Below are 24,626 nucleotides of genomic sequence, written 5' to 3'. Positions count from 1 at the left end.
GACGCGCGTGATCCGTGTACTGGTAGCCGAAGACCACACCATTGTCCGCGAAGGCATCAAGCAGCTGATCGGTCTGGCCAAGGACCTGCTGGTGGTGGGCGAGGCGAGCAACGGTGAACAGCTGTTGGAAACCCTGCGCCAGGTGCCCTGTGAAGTGGTGCTGCTGGATATCTCCATGCCCGGGGTAAACGGCCTGGAAGCCATTCCACGGATTCGGGCCCTGAACAATCCCCCGGCGATCCTGGTGCTGTCGATGCATGACGAGGCGCAGATGGCGGCGCGTGCGCTGAAGATCGGCGCTGCTGGCTACGCCACCAAGGACAGCGATCCTTCACTGTTGCTGACGGCAATCCGCAAGGTGGCGTCCGGTGGGCGTTACATCGACCCGGACCTGGCGGACCGTATGGTCTTCGAGGTCGGCCTGACCGATGCCCGGCCCTTGCATTCGCTGCTTTCCGAGCGTGAGTTCTCGGTCTTCGAACGCCTGGCACAGGGTGCCAACGTCAATGATATTGCTCAGCAACTGGCCCTGAGCAGCAAGACCATCAGCACCCACAAGGCGCGGCTGATGCAGAAGCTCAATATCACCTCCCTGGCGGAACTGGTGAAATACGCCATGGAGCACAAGCTGCTCTGACGTCATCTGCAGTGCTCTCTCCACCTCCCGGGGAGGGCACTTATCCATTTACGACATCCCCGCTTTCGGCCTTCTGCCGTTTCTTGCTGCTTGTAGCTTGCCGCTGGCCTCTGCCCTTATCCAATCCCGCCATCCTTGTAGGGCAATCCCTACACGCAACCTTCCAGGCGGCTGAGGCGAATCTCTCCTGCGCCCCGATTTGCGCGGCCTGCGGCCTCCACTAGGCTTGTTCCACAGCCGTCTAAAACAAAAGGTGTGGGTATGAGCGAGGTTGATTCAAGCGCTGGGGCCAACGATGTTCTGGTCAGCTTTCGTGGTGTGCAGAAAAGCTACGACGGTGAAAACCTGATCGTCAAAGACCTCAACCTGGATATTCGCAAAGGCGAGTTCCTCACCCTGCTGGGGCCGTCCGGGTCCGGCAAGACCACCAGCCTGATGATGCTGGCCGGTTTCGAGACCCCAACCGCCGGCGAGATCCAGCTGGCCGGGCGCTCCATCAACAATGTACCGCCGCACAAGCGCGACATCGGCATGGTGTTCCAGAACTACGCCTTGTTTCCGCACATGACCGTGGCCGAGAACCTGGGCTTTCCGCTGTCGGTGCGCGGCCTCAGCAAGACCGACATCAGTGAGCGGGTCAAACGGGTGCTGAGCATGGTTCAGCTCGATGCCTTCGCCCAGCGTTATCCGGCGCAATTGTCCGGTGGCCAGCAGCAGCGTGTGGCCCTGGCCCGTGCCCTGGTGTTCGAGCCGCAGTTGGTGCTGATGGACGAACCCCTCGGTGCTCTGGACAAGCAACTGCGTGAGCACATGCAGATGGAAATCAAGCATCTGCACCAGCGCCTGGGTGTGACCGTGGTCTACGTGACTCACGACCAGGGCGAGGCCCTGACCATGTCCGATCGGGTGGCGGTGTTCCATCAGGGCGAAATCCAGCAGATTGCCCCGCCGCGCACTCTTTACGAAGAGCCCAAGAACACCTTCGTCGCCAACTTCATTGGCGAGAACAACCGTCTCAACGGTCGGCTCCACAGCCATACCGGCGAGCGTTGCGTGGTGGAGCTGGGGCGTGGCGAAAAAGTCGAGGCGCTGGCGGTGAACGTCGGCCAGGTCGGCGGCCCGGTGACCCTTTCCATCCGTCCGGAGCGCGTGAGCCTTAACGGCTCCAGCGAACGCTGCGTCAACCGCTTCTCCGGGAGGGTAGCGGAATTCATCTATCTGGGCGACCACGTCCGGGTGCGCCTGGAAGTCTGCGGCAAGAGCGACTTCTTCGTGAAACAACCGATTGCCGAGCTCGATCCTGCGCTGGCGGTGGGCGACGTGGTGCCGCTTGGCTGGCAAGTCGAGCACGTTCGCGCGCTTGACCCGCTTCTAGAGGCGAATTGATCGCCCCCCTGCAACACCAACCTGCACGTGGAGAACACAATAATGTTGAGATCCCTGAAATTCACCGCCCCCCTCAGCGCTATCGCTGTGGCACTGGGCATGCTGGGTGCGGCACACGCCATGGCGGCGGGTCCCGACCTGACCGTGGTGTCCTTTGGTGGGGCGAACAAGGCGGCTCAGGTCAAAGCCTTCTACGCGCCTTGGGAAGCCGCAGGCCATGGCAAGATCGTTGCTGGCGAGTACAACGGCGAGATGGCCAAGATCAAGGCCATGGTCGATACCAAGAGCGTGTCCTGGGACCTGGTAGAGGTCGAGTCTCCTGAACTGTCCCGCGGTTGCGACGAGGATATGTTCGAACAGCTGGACCCGGCCCTGTTCGGCAAGAGCGAAGACTACGTCAAGGGTGCCATCCAGCCTTGCGGCGTGGGCTTCTTCGTCTGGTCCACGGTGCTGGCCTACAACGCCGACAAGCTGAAAGCAGCCCCCGCCAGTTGGGCCGACTTCTGGGACACCAAGCAGTTCCCGGGCAAGCGCGGTCTGCGCAAGGGCGCCAAGTACACCCTGGAGTTCGCCCTGATGGCCGACGGCGTCGCGCCCAAGGATGTCTATAAAGTCCTGGCTGGCAAGGACGGCCAGGATCGCGCCTTCAAGAAACTCGATGAGCTCAAGCCCTACATTCAGTGGTGGGAAGCCGGCGCCCAGCCGCCGCAGTACTTGGCTTCCGGCGACGTGGTCATGAGCTCGGCCTACAACGGCCGGATCGCCGCAGTGCAAAAGGAAAGCAACCTGAAAGTGGTGTGGAACGGCGGCATCTACGACTTCGATGCCTGGGCCATTCCCAAAGGCCTGGACAAGGATCGCGCTGAAGCCGCGAAGAAGTTCATCGCCTACTCGGTACAGCCGCAGCAGCAGAAAACCTATTCGGAAAACATTGCTTACGGCCCAGCCAACATCCAGGCCGTGCCGCTGCTGGCCAAGGACATTCTCAAGGACATGCCCACTACCCCGGAAAACATCGCCAACCAGGTGCAGATCGACGTCAGCTTCTGGGCTGACAACGGTGAGCAACTGGAGCAGCGCTTCAACGCCTGGGCAGCCAAGTAACCACCCCGCTGTTGTAGGAGCGAGCTTGCTCGCGAGGGCGTGATCGGCACCACCACCGGTGTCGCCTGATGCGCCTTGTTCGCGGGCAAGCCCGCTCCTACCCCGGTGGTTTGTATTCGAAAGTTCGATTCGCGGAGTTTGTCATGACCATCACCGTTCCCTTGAACGCGGTCACCGGCCCGACCTTGAAGCAGCGGCTGGCCCGTGCCGAGCGGGTCAACCGCTGGAAGGCACAGGCCTTGATCGCGCCTCTGGTGCTGTTTCTGCTGCTGGTGTTCCTGGTACCGATTGTGGCGCTGCTGTACAAGAGCGTCGGCAACCCGGAAGTGGTCGGGGGCATGCCGCGCACTGTCGCGGCCGTGAGTGCCTGGGATGGTCGTGGCCTGCCCGCCGAAGCGGCCTACAAGGCCTTGAGCGAAGACCTGTTCGAAGCCCGCAAGAATCAAACCTTGGGCGATCTGTCCAAGCGCCTGAACATGGAGTTGGCCGGCTATCGCAGCCTGTTGACCAAGACCGCCCGTGCCTTGCCGTTCAAGGCCGAGCCCGAATCCTATAAAGAAGCCATGGAGAGTCTGGACGAGCGTTGGGGCGACCCGGCCTACTGGCAGGCGATCCGGCGCAACACCAGCAGCCTGACGCCCTATTATCTGCTGGCGGCGGTGGACCATCGCATCGATGACCTGGGAGAACTGGCCCCGGCCACCCCGGATCAGTCCATCTACCTGGACATCTTCGCCCGGACCTTCTGGATGGGCCTGGTGATCACCGCGATCTGCCTGGCGCTGGCCTATCCCCTGGCTTACCTGCTGGCCAACCTGCCGGCGCGCAAAAGCAATCTGCTGATGATCCTGGTGCTGCTGCCGTTCTGGACGTCGATCCTGGTGCGGGTAGCGGCGTGGATCGTGCTGCTGCAGTCCGGCGGCTTGATCAACAGTGCGCTGCTGGCCATGGGGGTGATCGATAAGCCGCTGGAGTTGGTGTTCAACCGCACCGGGGTCTACATCTCCATGGTGCATATCCTGCTGCCGTTCATGATCCTGCCGATCTACAGCGTGATGAAGGGCATCTCGCCCACTTACATGCGTGCAGCGATTTCCCTGGGCTGCCATCCATTCGCCAGCTTCTGGCGGGTGTATTTGCCGCAGACCTACGCCGGGGTCGGCGCCGGCTGTCTGCTGGTGTTCATCCTGGCCATCGGCTACTACATCACTCCGGCGCTGCTGGGCAGCCCGAACGACCAGATGGTCAGCTACTTCGTCGCCTTCTACACCAACACCAGTATCAACTGGGGCATGGCTACGGCCCTGGGCGGCCTGTTGTTGCTGGCGACCATCGTGCTCTATCTGATTTACAGCTGGCTGGTGGGCGCCAGTCGCCTGCGCCTGAGCTAAGGAGAGAATCGAAATGCTGAGCCCCTACATGTCGCCCGTTGAACGGGTCTGGTTCTACAGCTTGCGGATTCTCTGCGGCTTGATCCTGTTGTTCCTGGTATTGCCGGTGCTGGTGATCATCCCGCTGTCGTTCAACTCCGGGAGCTTTCTGGTGTATCCGCTGCAGGGCTTCTCGCTGCACTGGTACCAGGACTTCTTCGCTTCCGCCGAATGGATGCGAGCCCTGAAGAACAGCATCATTGTCGCCCCGGCCGCCACCTTGCTGGCGATGGTCTTCGGCACCCTGGCGGCGATCGGCCTGACCCGTGGCGACTTCCCCGGCAAGGCGCTGGTGATGGCCCTGGTGATTTCGCCGATGGTGGTGCCGGTGGTGATCATCGGCGTTGCCAGCTATCTGTTCTTTGCCCCGCTGGGCATGGGCAACAGTTTCTTCTCGCTGATCGTCGTGCATGCGGTGCTGGGGGTGCCCTTCGTGATCATCACCGTGTCGGCGACCCTGCAAGGCTTCAACCACAACCTGGTGCGGGCTGCAGCCAGCCTCGGCGCCTCGCCATTGACCACCTTTCGCCGGGTGACCTTGCCCCTGATCGCGCCTGGGGTCATCAGTGGTGCGCTGTTCGCCTTCGCCACTTCGTTCGACGAAGTGGTGGTGACCCTGTTCCTGGCCGGCCCCGAGCAAGCGACGTTGCCACGGCAGATGTTCAGCGGTATCCGCGAAAACCTCAGCCCGACCATCGCCGCCGCCGCCACGCTGCTGATCGCCTTCTCGGTGATTCTGCTGCTGACTCTGGAATGGCTGCGTGGGCGCAGTGAGAAGTTGCGCACCGCCCAGGTGTGAGGTCCTTGGCCTTCCTGACGGGTGTTGCCAGGCGCGGCACCGGTCAGGGAGAGAAGGGAATTCGTCTGCTGAATAGGCGACAATCGACAATCCGCGACTACGCTTGTGCCGGCTCCTACCTTTATATAAGAGGCTGCGCACATGAGTATTTCCTCTTTCAAGATCGCCCACAAACTGCTCACCGGCAGCACCGCCATCGAACAGCTGGCCGCCGAGCTGACCCGACTGGATGTGGATAACCCGCTGATTGTCACCGATGCTGCGTTGCTCAAGTCGGGCACGGTGGAACTGGCGCTGGCACACCTGGGTGAGCGCAGTTATGAGATTTTCGACCGGGTGCAGCCGGACCCGGAGATCGCCATTGTCGAAGACTGCATGCAGGTCTACCGCGAGGGCGGGCATGACGGCCTGATCGGCCTTGGGGGCGGTAGCGCCATCGATATCGCCAAGAGTGTCGCGGCTTATGCGGGCTACCATGGCGCCCTGGAGGATCTGTTCGGCGTTGATCAGGTCCCGCGCAAAGGACCACCGTTGATCGCCATTCCCACCACGGCCGGCACTGGCTCGGAAGTGACCAACGTGGCCATCCTGTCGGACAAGGCGGCGCTGTTGAAGAAAGGCATTGTCAGTGATTACCTGCTGCCGGATGTGGCCCTGGTCAGTCCACAGATGACCTTGACCTGTCCCCGCAGCGTCACGGCCGCCAGTGGTGTCGATGCCCTGGTTCACGCTGTCGAGTCCTACCTGTCCCTCAACGCCTCATCCATCACCGACTCCCTGGCCATTGGTGCGATCAAACTGATCGTCAAGGCGTTGCCCAAGGCTTATGCCAATCCGGCCAACCTGCAAGCCAGGGAGGACATGGCCACCGCCAGCCTGATGGCCGGCATGGCCTTCGGTAATGCCGGGGTCGGGGCGGTGCATGCCCTGGCCTATCCGCTGGGTGGACGTTTTCATGTGTCCCATGGCGTCGGCAATGCCTTGCTGCTGCCCTATGTCATGACCTGGAACAAGATGGCCTGCGTTGAGCGTATGCAGGATATCGCCGAAGCCATGGGGGTCCAGACGGCGCATTTGAGTGCCAGCGAGGCCGCTGATCGGGCCGTGGAGGCAATGACTGCGTTGTGCGCTGCGGTGGAAATCCCCAGCGGCTTGCGCAGCTTTGGCGTGCCGGAGGAGGCCATCCCCGCCATGGCGTTGGAGGCCGCGGGTATTGAGCGCCTGATGCGCAATAATCCGTGCAAACTGAGTCCTGCCGATATCGAGAAGATCTATCGCGCGGCTTACTGAAGATCGCGGTTACGGTGTGCGCTCCAAAGCATGAGGTATACAATGCGCGCCATCGTGATTCTGCTCAAAAAAGGTGCGTCATGCAGCCCTTCGCTATTGCTCCGTCGATTCTCTCTGCCGACTTCGCCCGTCTGGGTGAGGAAGTGGACAATGTCCTGGCCGCTGGTGCCGACATCGTCCACTTCGATGTCATGGACAACCACTATGTGCCGAACCTGACCATCGGCCCGATGGTCTGTTCTGCACTGCGCAAGTATGGGATCACCGCGCCGATCGATGCGCACCTGATGGTGACCCCGGTGGATCGCATCATCGGTGACTTCATCGAGGCAGGCGCGTCCTACATCACCTTTCACCCCGAAGCCACGCTGCATGTGGACCGTTCCCTGCAAATGATCCGCGAGGGCGGCTGCAAGGCCGGCCTGGTGTTCAATCCGGCGACCCCGCTGGACGTGCTCAAGTATGTGATGGACAAGGTCGACATGGTCCTGCTGATGAGCGTCAACCCGGGCTTTGGCGGGCAGAAGTTCATTCCTGGGACCCTCGACAAGCTGCGCGAGGCACGGGCCCTGATCGACGCTTCCGGTCGCGATATCCGCCTGGAGATCGACGGTGGGGTGAACGTCGGCAACATCCGTGAGATCGCCGCCGCAGGCGCTGACACCTTTGTTGCCGGTTCGGCCATCTTCAATGCGCCGAACTATCAGGAAGTCATTGAGAAGATGCGCGCCGAACTGGCGCTGGCTCGGCCATGAGCGCATTTGAGCAGCTGTTCTCGGGGCGTTTGCCGCGACTGGTGATGTTCGACCTGGATGGCACCCTGGTCGATTCGGTGCCGGACCTCGCGGCCGCCGTGGATCAAATGCTGCTCAAGCTGGGGCGCAAGCCCGCGGGTATCGAGGCGGTGCGCGAGTGGGTCGGCAACGGTGCGCCGATGCTGGTGCGCCGGGCCCTGGCCAACAGCCTGGATGCCCAGGGTGTCGACGATGTCGAGGCGGAGCACGCTCTTGAGTTGTTCAACAGCGCGTACGAGGACAGCCACGAGCTGACTGTGGTCTATCCCGGTGTGCGCGAAACCCTCAAGTGGCTGCACAAGCAGGGCGTGGAAATGGCCCTGATCACCAACAAGCCCGAGCGTTTCGTCGCGCCATTGCTGGATCAGATGAAGATCGGCCGGTATTTCCGCTGGATCATCGGCGGCGACACCCTGCCGCAAAAAAAACCCGACCCGGCGGCACTGTTCTTCGTGATGAAGATGGCCAGTGTACCGGCGTCGCAGTCGCTGTTCGTCGGCGACTCGCGCAGCGATGTGCTGGCGGCCAAGGCGGCGGGGGTCAAGTGCGTGGCGCTGAGCTACGGCTATAACCACGGCCGGCCGATTGCCGAGGAGTCGCCGGCGCTGGTGATCGACAACTTGCGGGCGCTGATCCCCGGTTGCTTAGAACCAGCCGCTGAGATAACGTTGCCCGACGCTGTTCCATCCCCTTCTGGAAATTCCATCGTGGTGGTCACTCGCAAACTCTGGATGAAAGTCATCAAGGCCTTGGCCCGTTGGCGTTGGCGCGCCTGATTTTTGTCTGGCCGGCCCTGCCGGCACGTTTGCATACCTGACTGTTAGATCCTCAAGCCACGAGGCACCCCATGATTCGCGAAGAATTCCTGCGTTTGGCCGCAGCCGGTTACAACCGTATCCCGCTGGCCTGCGAAACCCTTGCCGACTTCGACACGCCGCTGTCGATCTACCTGAAACTGGCCGATCAGCCCAACTCCTACTTGCTGGAGTCGGTGCAGGGCGGTGAAAAGTGGGGGCGCTATTCGATCATCGGCTTGCCGTGCCGCACCGTATTGCGCGTGCATGGGCACCAGGTCAGCGTGAGCCATGACGGTGTCGAGATCGAGAGCCATGAAGTGGCTGATCCGCTGGCTTTCGTCGAGGAATTCAAAGCCCGTTACAACGTGCCGACCATCGCCGGCCTGCCGCGCTTCAACGGTGGCCTGGTGGGGTATTTCGGTTATGACTGCGTGCGTTATGTCGAGCCGCGCCTGGGCCAGTGCCCGAATCCAGACCCGATCGGCGTGCCGGATATCCTGCTGATGGTCTCCGATGCGGTGGTGGTGTTCGACAACCTGGCGGGCAAGATGCACGCCATCGTGCTGGCCGACCCCAGCAAGGACAACGCCTTCGAGGCCGGTCAAGCGCGCTTGCAGGAGTTGCTTGCGCAACTGCGCCAGCCGATCACGCCGCGTCCCGGGCTGGATTTCAGCAAGCAGCAGGCGGCCGATCCGGTATTCCGCTCCAGCTTCACCCAGGCGGACTACGAGCGAGCCGTGGACACCATCAAGGAGTACATCCTGGCCGGTGACTGCATGCAGGTGGTGCCGTCCCAGCGCATGTCGATTGACTTCAAGGCTGCGCCCATCGATCTGTACCGGGCGCTGCGCTGCTTCAACCCGACGCCCTATATGTACTTCTTCAACTTCGGCGACTTTCATGTAGTGGGCAGTTCGCCGGAAGTGCTGGTACGGGTCGAGGACAACCTGATTACCGTGCGGCCGATTGCCGGCACCCGTCCGCGGGGCGCTACCGAGGAAGCCGACCTGGCCCTGGAACAGGACCTGCTGTCGGATGCCAAGGAAATCGCCGAGCACCTGATGCTGATCGATCTGGGGCGCAACGACACCGGTCGCGTATCCGAAATTGGCTCGGTGAAGCTCACCGAGAAGATGGTGATCGAGCGTTATTCCAATGTGATGCACATCGTCTCCAACGTCACCGGTCAACTGAAAGCCGGGCTGACGGCGATGGACGCCCTGCGGGCGATCCTGCCGGCGGGGACGTTGTCCGGGGCGCCGAAGATTCGCGCCATGGAAATCATCGACGAGCTGGAGCCGGTCAAGCGTGGGGTCTACGGCGGTGCCGTGGGTTACTTCGCCTGGAACGGCAACATGGATACCGCCATTGCCATTCGCACGGCGGTGATCAAGAACGGTGAGCTGCATGTACAGGCCGGTGGCGGGATTGTCGCCGACTCAGTGCCGACCCTGGAGTGGGAAGAGACGCTGAACAAGCGTCGCGCAATGTTCCGTGCCGTGGCGCTGGCAGAACAAACCCCCGCATCCAAGGTTTGAGGAGTTTCCATAATGTTGCTGATGATCGATAACTACGACTCCTTCACCTACAACGTCGTCCAGTATCTGGGCGAGTTGGGTGCCGAAGTGAAAGTGGTACGCAATGACGAGCTGACCGTGGCTGAAATCGAAGCCCTCAAGCCCGAGCGTATCGTGGTCTCGCCTGGCCCTTGCACGCCGACCGAGGCCGGTGTCTCCATCGAGGCGATCAAGCATTTCGCCGGCAAGCTGCCGATTCTGGGCGTGTGCCTGGGCCACCAGTCCATCGGCCAGGCTTTTGGCGGCCAAGTGGTGCGAGCCCGGCAAGTGATGCACGGCAAGACCAGCCCGGTGTTTCACCGTGACCTGGGGGTGTTCAACGGTTTGAACATGCCGCTGACCGTGACCCGTTACCACTCGCTGGTGGTCAAGCATGAGAGCCTGCCCGAGTGCCTCGAAGTCACGGCTTGGACCCAGTTGGAAGACGGCAGCGTCGACGAAATCATGGGGCTGCGCCACAAGACGCTGAATATCGAAGGGGTGCAATTTCATCCCGAGTCTATCCTCACCGAGCAGGGCCACGAGCTGTTCGCCAACTTCCTCAAACAGAGCGGCGGCACGCGCTAAGGACTTTTCATGGATATCAAGACTGCCCTGAGCCGTATTGTCGGCCATCTGGACCTGAGCACCGATGAGATGCGCGATGTCATGCGCGAGATCATGACCGGCCAATGCACCGATGCGCAGATTGGCGCCTTCATGATGGCCATGCGCATGAAAAGCGAAAGCATCGACGAGATCGTCGGCGCGGTATCGGTGATGCGTGAACTGGCTGACACGGTCGAACTGAAAACCCTCGACGGTGTGGTGGATGTGGTCGGCACCGGCGGTGACGGTGCGAACATTTTCAACGTTTCCACAGCGTCTTCCTTTGTTGTTGCCGCCGCCGGCTGCACTGTTGCCAAGCATGGTAACCGTGCGGTATCCGGCAAGAGCGGCAGCGCCGATCTGTTGGAGGCGGCCGGAATCTACCTGAACCTGACGCCAGTCCAGGTCGCGCGCTGCATCGACAACGTCGGCATCGGCTTCATGTTTGCCCAGTCTCATCACGGCGCCATGAAATATGCCGCCGGCCCGCGCCGAGACCTCGGCCTGCGCACCCTGTTCAACATGCTTGGCCCGCTTACGAATCCGGCCGGCGTGAAACATCAGGTGGTGGGAGTATTCACTCAGGCCTTGTGCCGGCCATTGGCCGAGGTTTTGCAACGTCTGGGCAGCAAACATGTGCTGGTGGTGCATTCCCAGGATGGCCTGGACGAGTTCAGCCTGGCGGCGCCGACCTATGTTGCCGAGCTGAAGAATGACCAGATCAGCGAGTACTGGGTGCAGCCCGAGGACTTGGGCATGAAGAGCCAGAGTCTGTTTGGCTTGGTGGTGGAGAGCCCGGCGGCGTCCCTTGAGCTGATCCGCGATGCCCTGGGACGACGCAAGACCGAGCACGGCCAGAAGGCCGCCGAGATGATTGTGCTCAATGCCGGTGCGGCGCTGTATGCCGCGGATCATGCCAGCAGCTTGAGAGAGGGCGTGGCCCTGGCGCACGATGCCTTGCACACCGGCTTGGCCCGGGAAAAGCTCGAGGAGCTGGGCGCCTTTACCGCGGTGTTCAAGCAGGAGAATGAAGGATGAGTGTGCCGACAGTTCTGGAAAAAATCCTCGCCCGCAAGGTTGAGGAAGTTGCCGAGCGCAGCGCTCGCGTCAGTCTGGCCGAGCTGGAGAGCCTGGCGCGGGCCGCCGATGCGCCGCGGGGTTTCGCCAGGGCGCTGCAGGAGCAGGTCAAGCTCAAGCAGCCGGCGGTGATTGCCGAGATCAAGAAAGCTTCGCCGAGCAAAGGCGTGATCCGCGAGAATTTCGTGCCGGCAGAGATCGCCAAGAGCTACGAGAAGGGCGGTGCCACTTGCCTGTCGGTGTTGACTGACGTCGATTACTTCCAGGGGGCCGATGCCTACCTGCAGCAGGCCCGCGCGGCCTGCAAACTGCCGGTGATCCGCAAGGATTTCATGATCGATCCCTACCAGATCGTCGAAGCCCGTGCCCTCGGTGCCGACTGTGTGCTGCTGATTGTCGCTGCGCTGGACGACCAGCGGATGGCCGAGTTGGCCACGGTGGCCAAGGGCGTCGGTCTGGATGTGCTGGTGGAAGTGCACGACGGCGACGAGTTGGAGCGGGCGCTGAAGACCCTCGACACACCGTTGGTCGGGATCAACAACCGCAATCTGCATACCTTCGAAGTCGACCTGGAAACCACTCTCGACCTGCTGCCGCGGATTCCTCGCGATCGCCTGGTGATTACCGAGAGCGGCATTCTCAACCGTGCCGATGTCGAGCTGATGGAAATCAGTGATGTCTATTCGTTCCTGGTGGGCGAGGCATTCATGCGCGCCGAGAGCCCGGGCAGCGAGTTGCAACGCTTGTTCTTCCCCGAGCGTGGCGTGCCGGTCAGCGGTTCGACCCTGGACTGAACCTGAAACAATGAATAAGCCGGCGATGCCGGCTTTTTCGTATCTATTGCAAAGGATTTCCACTGTCATGACCCAACCCCTTGCCTTGACTGTCGAAGCTGGCCTGCAGGCCGAGCAGGATCTGCTGGCGCTGGTGTGTGCTGGCGAGCAGGAGTTTGGGCTGCTGTTCTGGCAGCCCAGCGATCGGGCGCTGGTGATGCCTCGGCGCTTGAGTCGCCTGCCGGGGTTCGAGCAGGCCTGCCAGGCGTCGGCGGCCAACGGCTGGCCGGTGCTGCTGCGGGAAACCGGCGGTGAGCCGGTGCCGCAATCGGCAGCCACGGTGAATATTGCGCTGGTTTATGCGCCACCGCGCAGCGAGGGGGATCAGGGGCGGATCGAAACGGCCTATCGGCGTCTGTGCCAGCCGATTTGCGATCTGCTCAGTGAGCTGGGAGGCAATCCGTCGTTGGGGGAGGTGGACGGCGCCTTTTGCGATGGACGTTTCAACGTCAATCTGGAGGGGCGCAAGATGGTCGGTACAGCCCAGCGCTGGCGTCAGAGCAAAGGCGGACAGCGCCCGGTGGGGCTGGTACACGGTGCCCTGCTGTTGGATAACGAGCGCGACTCCATGGTGGGGGCGGTCAATACCTTCAATCAGGCTTGCGGCCTGGAGCAGCGTTGCCGGGCTGAAAGCCACATCGCCCTGCATGAGGCATTTACCGCAGAGAATGCCGTGGCCCGGCTGGACAGCCTGTACCGGCAGATGCTCAAGAGCTTTCTGCCGGGTTAGCGGGTGCCGAACACCACCATGGTCTTGCCTTTGACGTGAACCAGGTTGCGTTCCTCAAGATCCTTGAGGACGCGGCCGACCATTTCTCGGGAGCAGCCGACTATCCGGCCGATCTCCTGACGGGTGATCTTGATCTGCATGCCGTCAGGGTGGGTCATGGCATCCGGTTGCTTGCACAGCTCCAGCAGGCAGCGGGCAACCCGTCCGGTCACGTCGAAGAACGCCAGGTCGCCGACCTTGCGCGTGGTATTGCGCAGGCGCTGGGCAATCTGCCCGCTGAGGACGTAGAGAATGTCCGGGTCGTTCTGCGACAACTCGCGAAACTTGATGTAGCTGATCTCGGCGACTTCGCATTCCACTTTGGCCCGTACCCAGGCGCTGCGCTGCTGTTCGTGCCCGGCCTCTTCGAAAAGCCCCAGTTCACCGAAGAAATCCCCGGCGTTGAGGTAGGCGATGATCATCTCCCGGCCATCGTCGTCCTCGATGAGGATGGTCACCGAGCCCTTGATGATGAAATACAGGCTGTCGGACACATCACCGGCGCAGATGATGTTGCTCTTGGCCTGATACCGGCGGCGTTGACAGTGCATCAGCAACTTGTCGAGATTTTTGATCCTGGGGGTGGGGGCAATAGCAACCATGGTTGTATCCCGAGAAGACTGCACGGTATGAGGTGATTTTTATGGGCGTAAAACGAGGACGTTGAACGCTGGCTAAGCGCCAGTCATTTGGCGTCAGCTTAACAGACACATCCTTGACGGATTTAAGATTTTTCTTGGTGAAGATCGGTAATCTGCTGTGAACATGCAAAGCGCAGCCCGGGCAAAACCCTGTGCTAAGCTGGCGACCCTTTTTTTACAGTGGAGTCTTGGCGATGAAGGCACGCATCCAATGGGCTGGCGAAGCCATGTTCCTCGGTGAGTCGGGCAGTGGCCACGTTGTGGTGATGGACGGTCCGCCAGAAGCCGGTGGACGCAACCTGGGTGTTCGCCCCATGGAGATGCTCCTGCTCGGTGTGGGCGGTTGCAGCAATTTCGACGTGGTCAGCATCCTGAAGAAGTCGCGCCAGGCGGTTGAAAGCTGTGAGGCCTTTCTTGAAGCCGAGCGTGCAACCGAGGACCCGAAGGTCTTCACCAAGATTCACATGCATTTCGTGGTCAAGGGGCGTGGGCTGAAGGAGGCTCAGGTCAAGCGGGCCATCGAACTGTCTGCCGAGAAGTATTGCTCGGCTTCGATCATGCTCGGGGCTGCTGGCGTGGCCATTACCCACGATTACGAAATCGTCGAGTTGGGTTGAGCCGGGACGCAGTTCGTCGGCAAAGGAAAAGGGCGCCTCAAGAGCGCCCTTTTTTGTGTTCGGTACTGGCCGGGATCAGATCCGATAGGTGCTCTTGGTCATGACCTTGGCCAACAGGCTCATGCCGAACTTCACCGGTGCCGGGAAGCGGAAGCCGCCCGCTTCGAGAGCGGTTTCTGCGTGGTGCTCTTCGTCGATGCGCATCTGCTCCAGGATGGCCCGGGACTTTTCGTCTTCTGCCGGTAGTTGTTCCAGGTGTTCGTTCAGGTGCTTGCAGACCTGGTCTTCGGTGGCGGCGACGAACCCCAGGCTGACTTTGTCGCTGATCAGGCCGGCGGCGGCGCCGATGCCGAATGACAGGCCATAGAACAACGGGTTGAGAACGCTCGGGTGGCTGCCCAGTTGGCGGATGCGCTGTTCGCACCAGGCCAGGTGGTCGATTTCCTCTTCGGCGGCATGCTCCATGGCCTGGCGTACCTGAGGCAGTTTGGCGGTCAGGGCCTGGCCCTGGTAGAGCGCCTGGGCGCAGACTTCCCCGGTGTGATTGATACGCATCAGGCCGGCGACGTGCCGGGTATCCTCGTCACTCATCTGCGCTTCCGGCTGCACTATGGCCGGTGACGGGCGATAAGGTTGGCCGCTGAAAGGCAGCAGCGTACGCATTGCCATGTCGGCTTGCAGCAGCAGACGGTCAATCGGCGAGTAGTGACGTTGGGTAGTCATGCTTATCTCCGGGAAGAATCACGGCGGCCAGTTTACTCCAATCGACAGGGTGAAAACTGCGCTGGATCAGCGCACCCTCGCCTGGGAGTGGGCGAGAGGGCGCGGCACATGAGTGTTAGCAGGGCAATCAGCCCGGAGGCCAGTTCATCTGACGCTGACCCAGTACGTGCATATGAATGTGGTAGACGGTCTGACCGCCCAGCTCATTGCAGTTCATCACCACCCGGAAGCCGTCCTCGCAACCTTGCTCCTTGGCCAGGCGCTGGGCGGTGAACAGGATGTGTCCGGCCAGGGTTTTGTCGTCCTCGGTGAGGTCGTTGAGGGTGCGAATGGGCTTCTTCGGTATGACCAGGAAGTGCACCGGTGCTTGCGGAGCAATATCGTGGAAGGCCAGAACCTGGTCGTCCTCGTAGATGATCTTCGCGGGTATTTCTCTGTTGATGATCTTGGTGAACAGAGTATCCACAGCTGTTTCTCCATTGGGTTGGTCCGGGGTGAGTGTACTCAGGCTCACAATGTGCGCCCAGTCCGAACATCTAACGTGGGCAATAGGCCCGATTGAAGTAACCGACGATCTTGCGGGTCAGCCAGCGAGAGCCCAGGCGGCTGCTGAAGGCCATCCAGCGGTTCAAGCGGCCGGGGATGATGATGGCACGGTTCTTTTCCAGGGCCCGGACTGCGTACAACGCGACTTCTTCGGGGCTCATGAGCAACTTGCTGTCCTTGAGTTTCTGGGTGTCCATCTGGGCGGTGCGGAAGAATGCGGTGCGGGTGGGGCCAGGGCACAGCACCGAGACCTTGACCGCGCATTTTTTCAGCTCTTCGCGCAGCCCTTCGGAAAAGTGCAGAACATAGGCCTTGCTGGCGTAGTAGGTACTCATCCAGGGGCCGGGATAGAAGGCCGCTACCGAGGCGACGTTGAGTATCTGTCCTCCACCCAGCAGGGCCATGCTGTTGCCCAAGGCGTGGCAAAGGCGGGTCAGCGCGAGGATGTTGACCTCGATCAGGTCTTGTTCGGTCATCCAGTCCTGGGCCAGGAAAGGGCCGCTGGTACCGATCCCGGCGCAGTTGACCAGCAGATCGATCTGGCGGTCGCCTTCCTCCAGTTCCAGCAGGAAGCCGGACAGTCGCAGAGGCTCTCCCAGATCGCAGGCCCGGAACAATACTTCGACGCCGAAGCGTTGGGTCAGCTCCAGGGCGATGCATTCCAGCTGATCACGCTGGCGGGCCACGAGAATCAGGTTGCGGCCACGCCGGGCCAGTGCTTCGGCAAGGGCCAGGCCTATGCCGCTGGAAGCACCAGTGATCAGAGCGTAACGGGTCATGCATTTCTCCATCGCAACGGCCAGCGGCCTGCGACAGGAAGGGTCGCAGGCTGGGGCGCGTTTATTCTTGCTCGGATTCTACAGGGGCGGCGATGTCCGCTGGTTCAGCATCTTCATCGGCGCTGCTGGAATCGATGGTTTCGCTGTAGCTGGTTTCGCTGTAGCTGTCTTCCAGGGAGCTCAGGCCGCCGGCCACCACACCCACGATCAGGACGGCGATCAAGACTACCCACATCCAGGACAGGACCTTGACGGCGGTGGTGTTGGGTGGAGGTGGCGCGCCGTAGCGGTTGGCCACGTTGCTGCCCGGGCTGACCATCAGCACCAGCGGGAACACGCTGCCGACGATAGGGACGAAGTTCAGCAGCCACAGCCAGCCCGACCAGCCGAGGTCGTGCAGGCGCTGCACGCTGATCTGGATGCTGACGACGATGAAGCCGATGAAGACCACTGCCCCACCAGTAATTCCAAGGACAGTGAGCAGTGTGGAGTTGAACATTGCGGCGGACAGGATGCCGAAGAAGGCACCCACACCGATCACTGCCAGCATGGCCACCGTCAGGACCAGGGTCCAGGCCAGATAGCGCAGGCGACCGATGCGGCCTTCGAAACTGAAGACATTGAGTGTGGCGTATTGGGGGAGGGCATCGCCCACCGCCGCTTGCGGGGGCGCATAGGGCGACGCGCTGATGCTGGCGGCCGTGGGCGTGGGGGTTACTGCATCGAGGTTCAACTGCAACGAGGGCTCGGATTCGATGCGGGCATCGATCCCGGTGTTCTTCAACGCTTCCAGGTAGCGCTGGGCATCGGCCTGAGTCAGGTCGCGCTTGAGTTCCACCTGTTGGCCACTGAACAGGCGTTCCACGGCAGCGACGTCGCTTTTGAACAGTTCGGCCAGGTTCAGTTGGGCGGTGGATTTTTCCACGCCGGGCAGCAATGTGCCGTCGAAAACAATCTTGTAGCGGGTCTCACTCATGGGGGCATCCCTGTCGCTTGAAAAGAAGGCTTACATAAAAGGCCGGCAGTTTAAGGCCAGTGCCCCCCGGCTGGCCAAAAAACAATGAGAACTGGTTAGCGTGGCCAGCGTTTAATGAGTTGCGCCGAGCGTTCCTGAGCGGCCTGATACTCGCTGTCCAGGCGGGCAATCAGTTGATCGACGCTGGGCAGGTCGTTGATCTCACCGACGCCCTGGCCGGCAGACCACACGGTTTTCCAGGCCTTGGCTTCGTCGCTGATGGGTTTGAGCTTGGAGCCGAAATTGACTTCGCCTTTACCTTGCAGGGCTGCCAGGTCGAAACCAGCGTTTTCCAGGCTCTGGCGCATGAAGCTGGCAGGGACCCCGGAGACGGCGGCAGTGTGCACGATATCCGCAGCGCGAGAGTTGAGCAGCATCTCTTTATAGGCGTCCGGTGCATGGCTTTCGGTGGTGCCGATAAAACGGGTGCCCAGATAGGCCAGGTCGGCGCCAAGCAGCTGTGCGGCGAGAATCTCGTGACCGCGGTTCAGGCAGCCGGCCAGCAACAGGGTCTTGTCGAAGAACTGGCGAATCTCGGCAATAAGGGAGAACGGGCTCCAGGTTCCGGCATGTCCGCCAGCCCCTGCCGCTACAGCGATCAGTCCGTCGACTCCGGCCTCTGCAGCTTTCTCCGCATGCCGGCGGGTGGTCACGTCATGGAATACCAGCCCGCCATAGCTGTGTACGGCGTCTACCACTTCCTTGAGCGCGCCCAGGCTGGTGATGACGATCGGCACCTGGTGTTCGATGCAGATCTGTAAATCCGCCTGTAGACGCGGGTTGCTGTTGTGCACGATCAGGTTCACTGCGTAGGGGGCAGGGTTCTCCAATTTGGCCAACCCTGCTTCGATCTCCTCTAGCCAGGCCTTGAAGCCACTGCTTTCACGCTGGTTGAGGGCAGGGAAGCTGCCTACCACGCCATTGCGACAGCAGGCCAGAACCAGTTCAGGGTTGGAGATCAGGAACATTGGCGCCGCCACCAGAGGCAGGCGCAGGCGTTGTTCGAGCAGAGCGGGCAGTGACATTGGAGTACCCCCAGTGGAAGCGACTAGTAAGAGTTAGAACGGCCGTACAATGACCAAAATTACAATAGCCAGCAATATCAGGACCGGTACTTCATTGAACCAGCGATAAAAGACATGGCTGCGGGTGTTTTCGCCACGGGCAAAACGTTTCACTTGAGCGCCGCACATGTGGTGGTACCCGATCAGGATCACCACCAGGGTCAGTTTGGCGTGCATCCAGCCACCCTGGCCGAAGTAGGCGCTGGGATTGAGGCTGATCAACCAGATGCCAAAGATCAGCGCGGCGATCATTGCCGGCCCCATGATGAAGCGATACAGCTTGCGCTCCATGAGGCAGAAGCGCTCACGGCTGATGCTGTCTTCGCTTTGAGCGTGATAGACGAACAGGCGCGGCAGGTAGAAAAGGCCGGCAAACCAGCAGACCACACTGACGATGTGAAAGGCTTTGAGCCATAGATAAAGCATTTTTAGTTATTCCCAGGTTCACGGTGGCGAAGATAGTAGAGGGTAGAGCGGCCGCACGTCACCTTGACGGTTGTCGCAGGGGCGCGCCACCCCTATTATCGGCAGCTTTCCAGTGGGTTCGTTGAGGGCAGGTTTATGGTCAAGGTCGGTATTGTCGGCGGCACGGGTTACACCGGTGTCGAACTGCTGCGTCTGTTGGCACAGCATCCGCAGGCGCGAGTGGAAGTCATCACTTCGCGATCCGAGGCGGGCCTGGCCGTAGCCGACATGTACCCGAACCTGCGCGGTCACTATGACGGCCTGGCTTTCAGTGTGCCGGATATCAAGACGCTGGGTGCCTGTGATGTGGTGTTCTTCGCAACGCCCCACGGTGTAGCCCATGCACTGGCCGGCGAGTTGCTGGCGGCTGGGACCAAGGTCATCGATTTGTCGGCGGACTTCCGTCTGCAGGATGCCGATGAGTGGGCCAAATGGTACGGCCAGCCCCACGGCGCACCTGAACTGCTGGATGAGGCGGTCTACGGACTACCGGAAGTCAACCGTGAGCAAATAAAGAAGGCTCGTCTGATTGCCGTTCCCGGGTGCTATCCAACGGCCACCCAGCTGGGCTTCCTGCCATTGCTGGAGGCCGGTCTTGCCGACACTACGCAGTTGATCGCTGACTGCAAGTCCGGTGTCAGTGGAGCAGGCCGTGGTGCCAGCGTTGGTTCGCTGTACTCGGAAACCTCCGAGAGCATGAAGGCCTATGCAGTCAAAGGGCATCGTCACTTGCCGGAAATACGCCAGGGGCTGCGTCGGGCGGCAGGCAAGGACGTCGGCCTGACCTTTGTGCCGCATCTGACGCCAATGATTCGCGGCATTCACTCGACGCTCTACGCGACCGTGGTGGACCGCTCGGTTGATCTGCAAGCGCTGTTTGAGAAGCGTTATGCCAACGAGCCTTTCGTTGATGTGATGCCGGCGGGCAGTCATCCTGAGACTCGCAGTGTGCGTGGTGCCAACGTATGTCGGATTGCCGTGCACCGGCCACAGGATGGTGATCTGGTGGTGGTGCTGTCGGTCATCGACAATCTGGTCAAGGGGGCTTCCGGCCAGGCGGTGCAAAACCTCAACATTCTGTTCGGCTTGGACGAGCGCCTGGGGCTGTCCCACGCTGGCATGCTGCCTTAAGGTCGGTTTAGAGGTGAACAGAAAGGCCCGTTTGACGGGCCTTTCTGCGTTCTGCGGGCAACTGGATGACTATTGATATACCGTAACAATAGTTGACCGCTTTTCTGGGAGAAGCGGATAATGCGCGTCATTACGCAGTATGGCGGCTTAACGCCGGGAGATAGTCAGCATGAGCGTTGAATCCTTCACCCCCACGGCTTTGCAATTCACTCAAGGTGCAGCGCACAAGGTGAAGACCCTGGTCGACGAAGAGGGTAATGATCGCTTGAAGCTGCGCGTATTCGTTACGGGCGGCGGTTGTTCGGGGTTCCAGTACGGTTTCACTTTCGATGAGGAAGTGGCCGAGGACGACACCATCGTCGAGCGCGAAGGCGTAAGCCTGGTGGTCGACCCGATGAGTTTCCAATACCTGGCCGGTGCTGAAGTGGACTACCAGGAAGGTCTGGAAGGTTCGCGGTTCGTGATCAAGAACCCCAATGCCACCACTACTTGTGGTTGCGGGTCCTCGTTCTCGATCTGATCAGTCGGCAAAAACCGGATAGCAAAACGCCGCAGTGTCTAACGACTCTGCGGCGTTTTGCTATCTGGCGTTCAAGCCGGGTAGATAGCGCCCAGTACACGCAGGCCGCGGGCGCCTGTGACGCTGGGCCGGTTGGCGGCGATGCCTTCCAGGCAGCAATGGGCCAGCCAGGCGAAGGCCATGGCTTCTACCCAGTCGGGGTCCACGCCATAAATGGCGGTACTGTTGACCTGTGTCCCGGGCAGTAGCGTGCTGAGGCGCCGCATCAATGTGCCGTTATGGGCACCGCCGCCACAAACCAAAAGCTCCTGGGTGCCGACTTGTGCGGCCTGCAGCGAGTCGACGATGGTCAGCGCTGTCAGTTCCAGCAGGGTGGCCTGTACATTTTCTGCGGGGATGGCGGGATGCTGGGCCAGATGCTGATTCAGCCACTGGAGGTTGAATACCTCGCGCCCCGTGCTCTTGGGTCCTTGAGTGGCGAAGAAGGGATCGCTGAGCAGGGTCTTCAGAAGGGCCTGGTCAAGCTGGCCGCTGGCCGCCCATTGGCCGTTGCGGTCGAAGGTTTCAGCCCGTTGAGTCTGTATCCATGCATCGAGCAGCACGTTGCCGGGGCCGCAATCAAAGCCGGCGACCGGTTTGGCGGTTTCGATCAGGCTCAGGTTGCTGAAGCCACCGACGTTCAGAACGGCACGCTTTCCGGAGCGCTGCTCGAACAGGGCTTCGTGGAAGGCGGGGACCAGAGGGGCGCCTTGGCCGCCGGCAGCCACGTCGCGACTGCGGAAGTCGCTGATAACGGTGATACCGGTGAGTTCTGTGAGCAATGCGGGGTTGCCGATCTGCACGGTAAATCCGCGGCTTGGCTCATGGCGCACGGTCTGCCCGTGGCTGCCTATGGCGCGAATGTCTTGAGGCTGGAGTTGTTGTTGCTGCAGAAGGCTGTGGATGCCCTGGGCAGCCAGCTTGACCCAGTGTTGCTGGGCCATGGCGGAACGGGCGATCTCGTCAGGGCCGCTGGCGCACAAACTCAGGAGTTCGGCGCGCAGGGTCTCTGGCATGGGGATGTAGTGGGTAGCGATCAATCTGATCGCCGGGCTCTGCTCGATCAGGGCAATGTCCAGGCCGTCGAGGCTGGTTCCGGACATTACTCCTATGTAGAGCGCCATGGCTCAGCGCTTGCTCGAGGCCAGCATGGTGGCCTTTTCCTGGTCCATCCGAGCCATAAGAGGCTGGCTCTGTTGCAGGAAGCGAGCTCGCTCGGCCTTGGCAATAGGGTCAGCCATCGGCAGTTTCTGGCCCAGAGGGTCTACGTGGACGCCGTTGACCTGGAACTCGTAGTGCAAGTGAGGGCCGGTAGACAGGCCTGTGGTGCCGATATACCCAATGACCTGACCCTGTTTCACGGAGCCGCCGGTCTTGACGCCCTTGGCAAAGCCTTGCATGTGGCCATACAGGGTCCTGTAGGTGTTGCCGTGCTGAATGATCACGGTGTTGCCGTAACCACCGCGGCGGCCCGCCAGCAGAACCTTTCCGTCACCGGCAGCCTTGATCGGCGTGCCTCGTGGGGCGGCGTAGTCGACGCCCTTGTGAGCGCGGATCTTGTTCAGAATCGGGTGTTTACGACCCATGGAGAAGCGCGAGCTGATACGGGCAAAGTCCACTGGCGTACGGATGAACGCTTTGCGCATGCTATTGCCGTCGGCGGTGTAATAGCTGCTGGAACCCTGTTTGTTGGTGTAGCGCACGGCGGTGTAGGTCTTGCCGCGATTGGTGAAGCGTGCAGAAAGGATATTGCCGGTACCGACCACTTTGCCGTTGGCTACTTTCTGTTCGTAGATGACGTCAAACTCGTCACCCTGGCGAATATCCTGCGCGAAGTCGATGTCGTAGCCGAAAATGTTGGCCATATCCATGGTCAGGCTATGAGACAGGCCGGCACGTGCCGCGGACTGTGAAAGCGAACTATTGATGACGCCATGTACATAAGCCGAGCGGACTACTGGTTTAGTGATCACTCGGTTGAAGGTAAAGCCTTTGGGGCCCTTGGTCAGAGTGACGGTTTCCAGATCACTGACTTTAGTGTGCAGGTTGCTCAGTTGGCCGTCTTGAGTCAGTTCGAACTCAAGCTTTTGGCCGTGTTTTAGCTGGGAAAACTGCTTTGCTTGCTTGTCGCTTGCCAGGACTTCGTGAACAGATGTAGCTGGCAGGCCAACCTTCTCGAAGAGTGTGGACAAGGTATCGCCCTTGGCCACTATCACTTCTCTATGGCCTGGGGCTTTTTGCTCTTCCGTGACAGCGGTTGTTGGTGCAGCTTCAGCAGTCTCCGGTGTGGCTTCGGCGGCGTTGTCGATCTGTGCGAAAGGAGAGGCGACGCTTTCGCTTGTGGCTTGTTCGACGGAGGCGGCGTCTTGATCTTGTGTCAGTTGCTCGACCGGACTTTCCAGGTCAAGGCTTAGTGTCGTTTTTTTGGCTTCTACATCACTGGAAGGGAATACCAGTAGTGCCAGGCTTAGAAGGGCTGCGATGCCACTTGCGGCGAGCAGGTGGCTCTTCGGATAAAGCGGTGGCGCTTTAGACGGTTCGGTGGTCATAGGTAATTTGACTTTGAAAAGATGAAATGGAAAAGATGAATGACATGATGAAGATGAAATAACTGTATAAAATATAACCAAATCATCTGTGACGCAAGCTCGCGGACGCTCTGCTGCGTGAATGCCCCCGTACGCCGGGCAAAACTTGTAATTAGTCCGTGATCTTGTATGGTTGGTTCCCTTTTGAATCTGAGCCTTGCGGGTCTGTTATGAAGTCGGTTGAAGAGCAGCTAGCGCTGATCAAACGTGGTGCGGAAGAGTTGTTGGTCGAGTCCGAGTTGATCGAGAAGCTCAAGCGCGGCGAGCCGCTGCGTATTAAGGCTGGCTTCGATCCGACGGCTCCGGATCTGCATCTCGGCCACACCGTGCTTATTAATAAGCTGCGTCAGTTCCAGGATCTTGGTCACCAGGTAATCTTCCTGATTGGCGACTTCACCGGGATGATCGGTGATCCGAGTGGCAAAAGCGCTACTCGTCCGCCGCTGACTCGCGAGCAGGTTCTTGATAATGCAGAGACCTACAAGAGTCAGGTTTTCAAGATTCTTGATCCTGCTAAGACTGAAGTCGCATTCAACTCTACTTGGATGGACAAGATGGGGCCGGCGGACTTCATCCGTCTGACTTCCCAGTACACCGTTGCGCGCATGCTTGAGCGGGATGACTTCGACAAGCGCTATTCGACCAATCAGCCGATTGCCATTCACGAGTTCTTGTATCCGCTGGTGCAGGGCTATGACTCGGTCGCTCTGCGCGCTGATGTCGAGTTGGGTGGTACCGATCAGAAGTTCAATCTGTTGATGGGTCGTGAGCTGCAGCGTGGTTATGGTCAAGAGGCTCAGTGCATTTTGACTATGCCTCTGCTTGAGGGGTTGGATGGCGTTAAGAAGATGTCCAAGTCCTTGGGTAACTATGTAGGCATTCAGGAAGCTCCAGGGGTTATGTATGGCAAGCTGGTCTCTATTCCTGATGCGCTGATGTGGCGTTACTTCGAGCTGCTTAGCTTTCGCTCGATGGATGAGATCAATGCATTCAAGGCTGATGTTGAAGCGGGCGCCAACCCGCGTGATATCAAGATCAAGCTGGCAGAGGAGATCGTTGCGCGCTTCCATGGTGACGAGGCGGCCGCAAATGCCCATCGTGGCGCGGGCAACCGTATGAAGGATGGCGAGCTGCCGGAGGATCTGCCGGAAGTTGAGTTGGTCGCTGCTGAGGATATGCCGATTGCAGCTGTCCTTAATAAGGCTGGGCTTGTGAAGAACGCGGCAGTGGCACGGGATCTTCTAGGTTCGGGTGGTGTGCGGGTAGGGGGGGAGGTTGTTGATCGTTCCTTTATATGTGCGGTGGGTTCGACCTACGTGTGTCAGGCCGGCAAGAAGGCATTTGCACGTATTACGCTTAAATCTGAATAAAATCGAAAATAGGTGTTGACGGCGAATTATATCTCTCTATAATTCGC

The 24,626-nt window shown here is 60.3% G+C and carries 26 protein-coding genes; 17 read left to right on the top strand and 9 right to left on the bottom strand.

Annotated features, from left to right (window positions below):
* Nucleotides 1–7 precede the first annotated feature (7 nt).
* The 13 genes from DWF74_RS12765 (at nucleotide 8) to DWF74_RS12705 (ending at nucleotide 13,042) form a co-directional block, all read left to right on the top strand.
* Nucleotides 8–637 carry a response regulator gene (locus DWF74_RS12765; RefSeq protein WP_102861913.1) on the top strand — a complete coding sequence of 210 codons (630 nt, stop codon included), beginning with the start codon at nucleotides 8–10 and terminating at the stop codon, nucleotides 635–637.
* Nucleotides 638–898: 261 nt separating this feature from the next.
* On the top strand, nucleotides 899–2,023 hold the full coding sequence (locus tag DWF74_RS12760; protein WP_102861912.1) for an ABC transporter ATP-binding protein: 1,125 nt from the start codon (nucleotides 899–901) through the stop codon (nucleotides 2,021–2,023).
* 42 nt (nucleotides 2,024–2,065) lie between these two features.
* A complete protein-coding gene (locus DWF74_RS12755; protein ID WP_102861911.1) occupies nucleotides 2,066–3,127 on the top strand; it encodes an ABC transporter substrate-binding protein in 1,062 nt (353 codons plus the stop codon).
* Nucleotides 3,128–3,270: 143 nt separating this feature from the next.
* Nucleotides 3,271–4,518 carry an ABC transporter permease gene (locus DWF74_RS12750; protein WP_102861910.1) on the top strand — a complete coding sequence of 416 codons (1,248 nt, stop codon included), beginning with the start codon at nucleotides 3,271–3,273 and terminating at the stop codon, nucleotides 4,516–4,518.
* Between the two features lie 13 nt (nucleotides 4,519–4,531).
* A complete protein-coding gene (locus DWF74_RS12745) occupies nucleotides 4,532–5,356 on the top strand; it encodes an ABC transporter permease (protein WP_102861909.1) in 825 nt (274 codons plus the stop codon).
* Between the two features lie 141 nt (nucleotides 5,357–5,497).
* Entirely contained in the window at nucleotides 5,498–6,646 is a 1,149-nt protein-coding gene (locus DWF74_RS12740; RefSeq protein ID WP_115581058.1) for an iron-containing alcohol dehydrogenase, read from the top strand.
* An 80-nt stretch (nucleotides 6,647–6,726) separates the two neighbouring features.
* Complete coding sequence (gene rpe, locus DWF74_RS12735; RefSeq protein WP_115581057.1) at nucleotides 6,727–7,401, top strand: ribulose-phosphate 3-epimerase; 675 nt, start codon at nucleotides 6,727–6,729, stop codon at nucleotides 7,399–7,401.
* Entirely contained in the window at nucleotides 7,398–8,216 is an 819-nt protein-coding gene (locus DWF74_RS12730) for a phosphoglycolate phosphatase (protein WP_102861906.1), read from the top strand. The genes rpe and DWF74_RS12730 overlap by 4 nt, the downstream gene beginning before the upstream one ends.
* Before the next feature lie 71 nt (nucleotides 8,217–8,287).
* A complete protein-coding gene (trpE, locus tag DWF74_RS12725; protein ID WP_115581056.1) occupies nucleotides 8,288–9,775 on the top strand; it encodes an anthranilate synthase component I in 1,488 nt (495 codons plus the stop codon).
* Nucleotides 9,776–9,787: 12 nt separating this feature from the next.
* Entirely contained in the window at nucleotides 9,788–10,381 is a 594-nt protein-coding gene (locus DWF74_RS12720; protein WP_102881031.1) for an aminodeoxychorismate/anthranilate synthase component II, read from the top strand.
* Between the two features lie 9 nt (nucleotides 10,382–10,390).
* Nucleotides 10,391–11,440, top strand: a complete 1,050-nt coding sequence (trpD, locus tag DWF74_RS12715; protein WP_115581055.1) for an anthranilate phosphoribosyltransferase — start codon at nucleotides 10,391–10,393, stop codon at nucleotides 11,438–11,440.
* A complete protein-coding gene (gene trpC, locus DWF74_RS12710; RefSeq protein ID WP_102861902.1) occupies nucleotides 11,437–12,273 on the top strand; it encodes an indole-3-glycerol phosphate synthase TrpC in 837 nt (278 codons plus the stop codon). Before trpD ends, trpC begins: the two co-directional genes overlap by 4 nt.
* A gap of 67 nt (nucleotides 12,274–12,340) precedes the next feature.
* A complete protein-coding gene (locus tag DWF74_RS12705) occupies nucleotides 12,341–13,042 on the top strand; it encodes a lipoate--protein ligase family protein (protein ID WP_110594498.1) in 702 nt (233 codons plus the stop codon).
* Here DWF74_RS12705 and crp read toward each other — a convergent pair.
* A complete protein-coding gene (gene crp, locus DWF74_RS12700) occupies nucleotides 13,039–13,683 on the bottom strand; it encodes a cAMP-activated global transcriptional regulator CRP (RefSeq protein ID WP_102861900.1) in 645 nt (214 codons plus the stop codon). The two genes, DWF74_RS12705 and crp, sit on opposite strands and share 4 nt — an antisense overlap.
* Before the next feature lie 233 nt (nucleotides 13,684–13,916).
* On the opposite strand from crp, the gene DWF74_RS12695 reads away from it, so the two are divergent.
* Nucleotides 13,917–14,339, top strand: a complete 423-nt coding sequence (locus DWF74_RS12695) for an OsmC family protein (RefSeq protein ID WP_020295492.1) — start codon at nucleotides 13,917–13,919, stop codon at nucleotides 14,337–14,339.
* Between the two features lie 75 nt (nucleotides 14,340–14,414).
* Here the strand turns inward: DWF74_RS12695 and coq7 are convergent, their stop codons facing one another.
* The 6 genes from coq7 to hemJ form a co-directional block, all read right to left on the bottom strand.
* Complete coding sequence (gene coq7, locus DWF74_RS12690) at nucleotides 14,415–15,062, bottom strand: 2-polyprenyl-3-methyl-6-methoxy-1,4-benzoquinone monooxygenase (RefSeq protein WP_011063796.1); 648 nt, start codon at nucleotides 15,060–15,062, stop codon at nucleotides 14,415–14,417.
* Between the two features lie 127 nt (nucleotides 15,063–15,189).
* Nucleotides 15,190–15,528 (bottom strand): histidine triad nucleotide-binding protein, encoded by a 339-nt coding sequence (locus DWF74_RS12685; protein WP_011063795.1) that lies wholly within the window; start codon nucleotides 15,526–15,528, stop codon nucleotides 15,190–15,192.
* Between the two features lie 70 nt (nucleotides 15,529–15,598).
* The gene (locus DWF74_RS12680) at nucleotides 15,599–16,387 is read right to left on the bottom strand and encodes an SDR family NAD(P)-dependent oxidoreductase (RefSeq protein WP_115581054.1); all 789 of its coding nucleotides are present in this window, start codon (nucleotides 16,385–16,387) and stop codon (nucleotides 15,599–15,601) included.
* A 61-nt stretch (nucleotides 16,388–16,448) separates the two neighbouring features.
* On the bottom strand, nucleotides 16,449–17,363 hold the full coding sequence (locus DWF74_RS12675) for a DUF805 domain-containing protein (RefSeq protein WP_115581053.1): 915 nt from the start codon (nucleotides 17,361–17,363) through the stop codon (nucleotides 16,449–16,451).
* Nucleotides 17,364–17,458: 95 nt separating this feature from the next.
* A complete protein-coding gene (locus DWF74_RS12670) occupies nucleotides 17,459–18,427 on the bottom strand; it encodes an NAD(P)H-dependent flavin oxidoreductase (protein WP_115581052.1) in 969 nt (322 codons plus the stop codon).
* Between the two features lie 33 nt (nucleotides 18,428–18,460).
* A complete protein-coding gene (gene hemJ / locus DWF74_RS12665) occupies nucleotides 18,461–18,892 on the bottom strand; it encodes a protoporphyrinogen oxidase HemJ (RefSeq protein ID WP_115581051.1) in 432 nt (143 codons plus the stop codon).
* A 135-nt stretch (nucleotides 18,893–19,027) separates the two neighbouring features.
* On the opposite strand from hemJ, the gene argC reads away from it, so the two are divergent.
* Both argC and erpA read left to right on the top strand, forming a co-directional pair.
* Nucleotides 19,028–20,062 carry an N-acetyl-gamma-glutamyl-phosphate reductase gene (gene argC / locus DWF74_RS12660; protein WP_102881023.1) on the top strand — a complete coding sequence of 345 codons (1,035 nt, stop codon included), beginning with the start codon at nucleotides 19,028–19,030 and terminating at the stop codon, nucleotides 20,060–20,062.
* A 169-nt stretch (nucleotides 20,063–20,231) separates the two neighbouring features.
* Entirely contained in the window at nucleotides 20,232–20,582 is a 351-nt protein-coding gene (gene erpA / locus DWF74_RS12655; protein ID WP_011063789.1) for an iron-sulfur cluster insertion protein ErpA, read from the top strand.
* A 71-nt stretch (nucleotides 20,583–20,653) separates the two neighbouring features.
* Here erpA and DWF74_RS12650 read toward each other — a convergent pair whose 3' ends face one another.
* Both DWF74_RS12650 and DWF74_RS12645 read right to left on the bottom strand, forming a co-directional pair.
* Nucleotides 20,654–21,745: an anhydro-N-acetylmuramic acid kinase gene (locus DWF74_RS12650; protein WP_115581050.1), complete on the bottom strand. Its 1,092-nt coding sequence runs from the start codon at nucleotides 21,743–21,745 to the stop codon at nucleotides 20,654–20,656.
* A gap of 3 nt (nucleotides 21,746–21,748) precedes the next feature.
* Complete coding sequence (locus tag DWF74_RS12645) at nucleotides 21,749–23,170, bottom strand: peptidoglycan DD-metalloendopeptidase family protein (RefSeq protein ID WP_102861893.1); 1,422 nt, start codon at nucleotides 23,168–23,170, stop codon at nucleotides 21,749–21,751.
* Nucleotides 23,171–23,379: 209 nt separating this feature from the next.
* On the opposite strand from DWF74_RS12645, the gene tyrS reads away from it, so the two are divergent.
* Nucleotides 23,380–24,579, top strand: coding sequence for a tyrosine--tRNA ligase (gene tyrS / locus DWF74_RS12635; RefSeq protein WP_102861892.1), 1,200 nt, complete (start codon nucleotides 23,380–23,382; stop codon nucleotides 24,577–24,579).
* Nucleotides 24,580–24,626 lie beyond the last annotated feature (47 nt).

The sequence above is a fragment of the Pseudomonas protegens genome, from assembly GCF_003363755.1.
Taxonomy (GTDB): Bacteria; Pseudomonadota; Gammaproteobacteria; order Pseudomonadales; family Pseudomonadaceae; genus Aquipseudomonas; species Aquipseudomonas danubii.
The sequence above is the reverse complement of the archived record's forward strand: the minus strand, read 5'-3'. Positions and strand labels throughout refer to the sequence as shown.

Excerpts from the sequence above, each read along its gene's own strand:
- DWF74_RS12755 (WP_102861911.1), top strand. The coding sequence starts at position 2,066 with ATGTTGAGATCCCTGAAATTCACCGCCCCCCTCAGCGCTATCGCTGTG.
- trpE (WP_115581056.1), top strand. The coding sequence starts at position 8,288 with ATGATTCGCGAAGAATTCCTGCGTTTGGCCGCAGCCGGTTACAACCGT.
- trpD (WP_115581055.1), top strand. The coding sequence starts at position 10,391 with ATGGATATCAAGACTGCCCTGAGCCGTATTGTCGGCCATCTGGACCTG.
- DWF74_RS12730 (WP_102861906.1), top strand. The coding sequence starts at position 7,398 with ATGAGCGCATTTGAGCAGCTGTTCTCGGGGCGTTTGCCGCGACTGGTG.
- crp (WP_102861900.1), bottom strand. The coding sequence starts at position 13,683 with ATGGTTGCTATTGCCCCCACCCCCAGGATCAAAAATCTCGACAAGTTG.
- DWF74_RS12720 (WP_102881031.1), top strand. The coding sequence starts at position 9,788 with ATGTTGCTGATGATCGATAACTACGACTCCTTCACCTACAACGTCGTC.
- trpC (WP_102861902.1), top strand. The coding sequence starts at position 11,437 with ATGAGTGTGCCGACAGTTCTGGAAAAAATCCTCGCCCGCAAGGTTGAG.
- DWF74_RS12675 (WP_115581053.1), bottom strand. The coding sequence starts at position 17,363 with ATGAGTGAGACCCGCTACAAGATTGTTTTCGACGGCACATTGCTGCCC.
- argC (WP_102881023.1), top strand. The coding sequence starts at position 19,028 with ATGGTCAAGGTCGGTATTGTCGGCGGCACGGGTTACACCGGTGTCGAA.
- tyrS (WP_102861892.1), top strand. The coding sequence starts at position 23,380 with ATGAAGTCGGTTGAAGAGCAGCTAGCGCTGATCAAACGTGGTGCGGAA.
- rpe (WP_115581057.1), top strand. The coding sequence starts at position 6,727 with ATGCAGCCCTTCGCTATTGCTCCGTCGATTCTCTCTGCCGACTTCGCC.
- DWF74_RS12760 (WP_102861912.1), top strand. The coding sequence starts at position 899 with ATGAGCGAGGTTGATTCAAGCGCTGGGGCCAACGATGTTCTGGTCAGC.
- DWF74_RS12750 (WP_102861910.1), top strand. The coding sequence starts at position 3,271 with ATGACCATCACCGTTCCCTTGAACGCGGTCACCGGCCCGACCTTGAAG.
- DWF74_RS12745 (WP_102861909.1), top strand. The coding sequence starts at position 4,532 with ATGCTGAGCCCCTACATGTCGCCCGTTGAACGGGTCTGGTTCTACAGC.
- DWF74_RS12645 (WP_102861893.1), bottom strand. The coding sequence starts at position 23,170 with ATGACCACCGAACCGTCTAAAGCGCCACCGCTTTATCCGAAGAGCCAC.
- DWF74_RS12695 (WP_020295492.1), top strand. The coding sequence starts at position 13,917 with ATGAAGGCACGCATCCAATGGGCTGGCGAAGCCATGTTCCTCGGTGAG.
- hemJ (WP_115581051.1), bottom strand. The coding sequence starts at position 18,892 with ATGCTTTATCTATGGCTCAAAGCCTTTCACATCGTCAGTGTGGTCTGC.
- DWF74_RS12705 (WP_110594498.1), top strand. The coding sequence starts at position 12,341 with ATGACCCAACCCCTTGCCTTGACTGTCGAAGCTGGCCTGCAGGCCGAG.
- DWF74_RS12680 (WP_115581054.1), bottom strand. The coding sequence starts at position 16,387 with ATGACCCGTTACGCTCTGATCACTGGTGCTTCCAGCGGCATAGGCCTG.
- DWF74_RS12650 (WP_115581050.1), bottom strand. The coding sequence starts at position 21,745 with ATGGCGCTCTACATAGGAGTAATGTCCGGAACCAGCCTCGACGGCCTG.
- erpA (WP_011063789.1), top strand. The coding sequence starts at position 20,232 with ATGAGCGTTGAATCCTTCACCCCCACGGCTTTGCAATTCACTCAAGGT.
- DWF74_RS12740 (WP_115581058.1), top strand. The coding sequence starts at position 5,498 with ATGAGTATTTCCTCTTTCAAGATCGCCCACAAACTGCTCACCGGCAGC.
- DWF74_RS12670 (WP_115581052.1), bottom strand. The coding sequence starts at position 18,427 with ATGTCACTGCCCGCTCTGCTCGAACAACGCCTGCGCCTGCCTCTGGTG.
- coq7 (WP_011063796.1), bottom strand. The coding sequence starts at position 15,062 with ATGACTACCCAACGTCACTACTCGCCGATTGACCGTCTGCTGCTGCAA.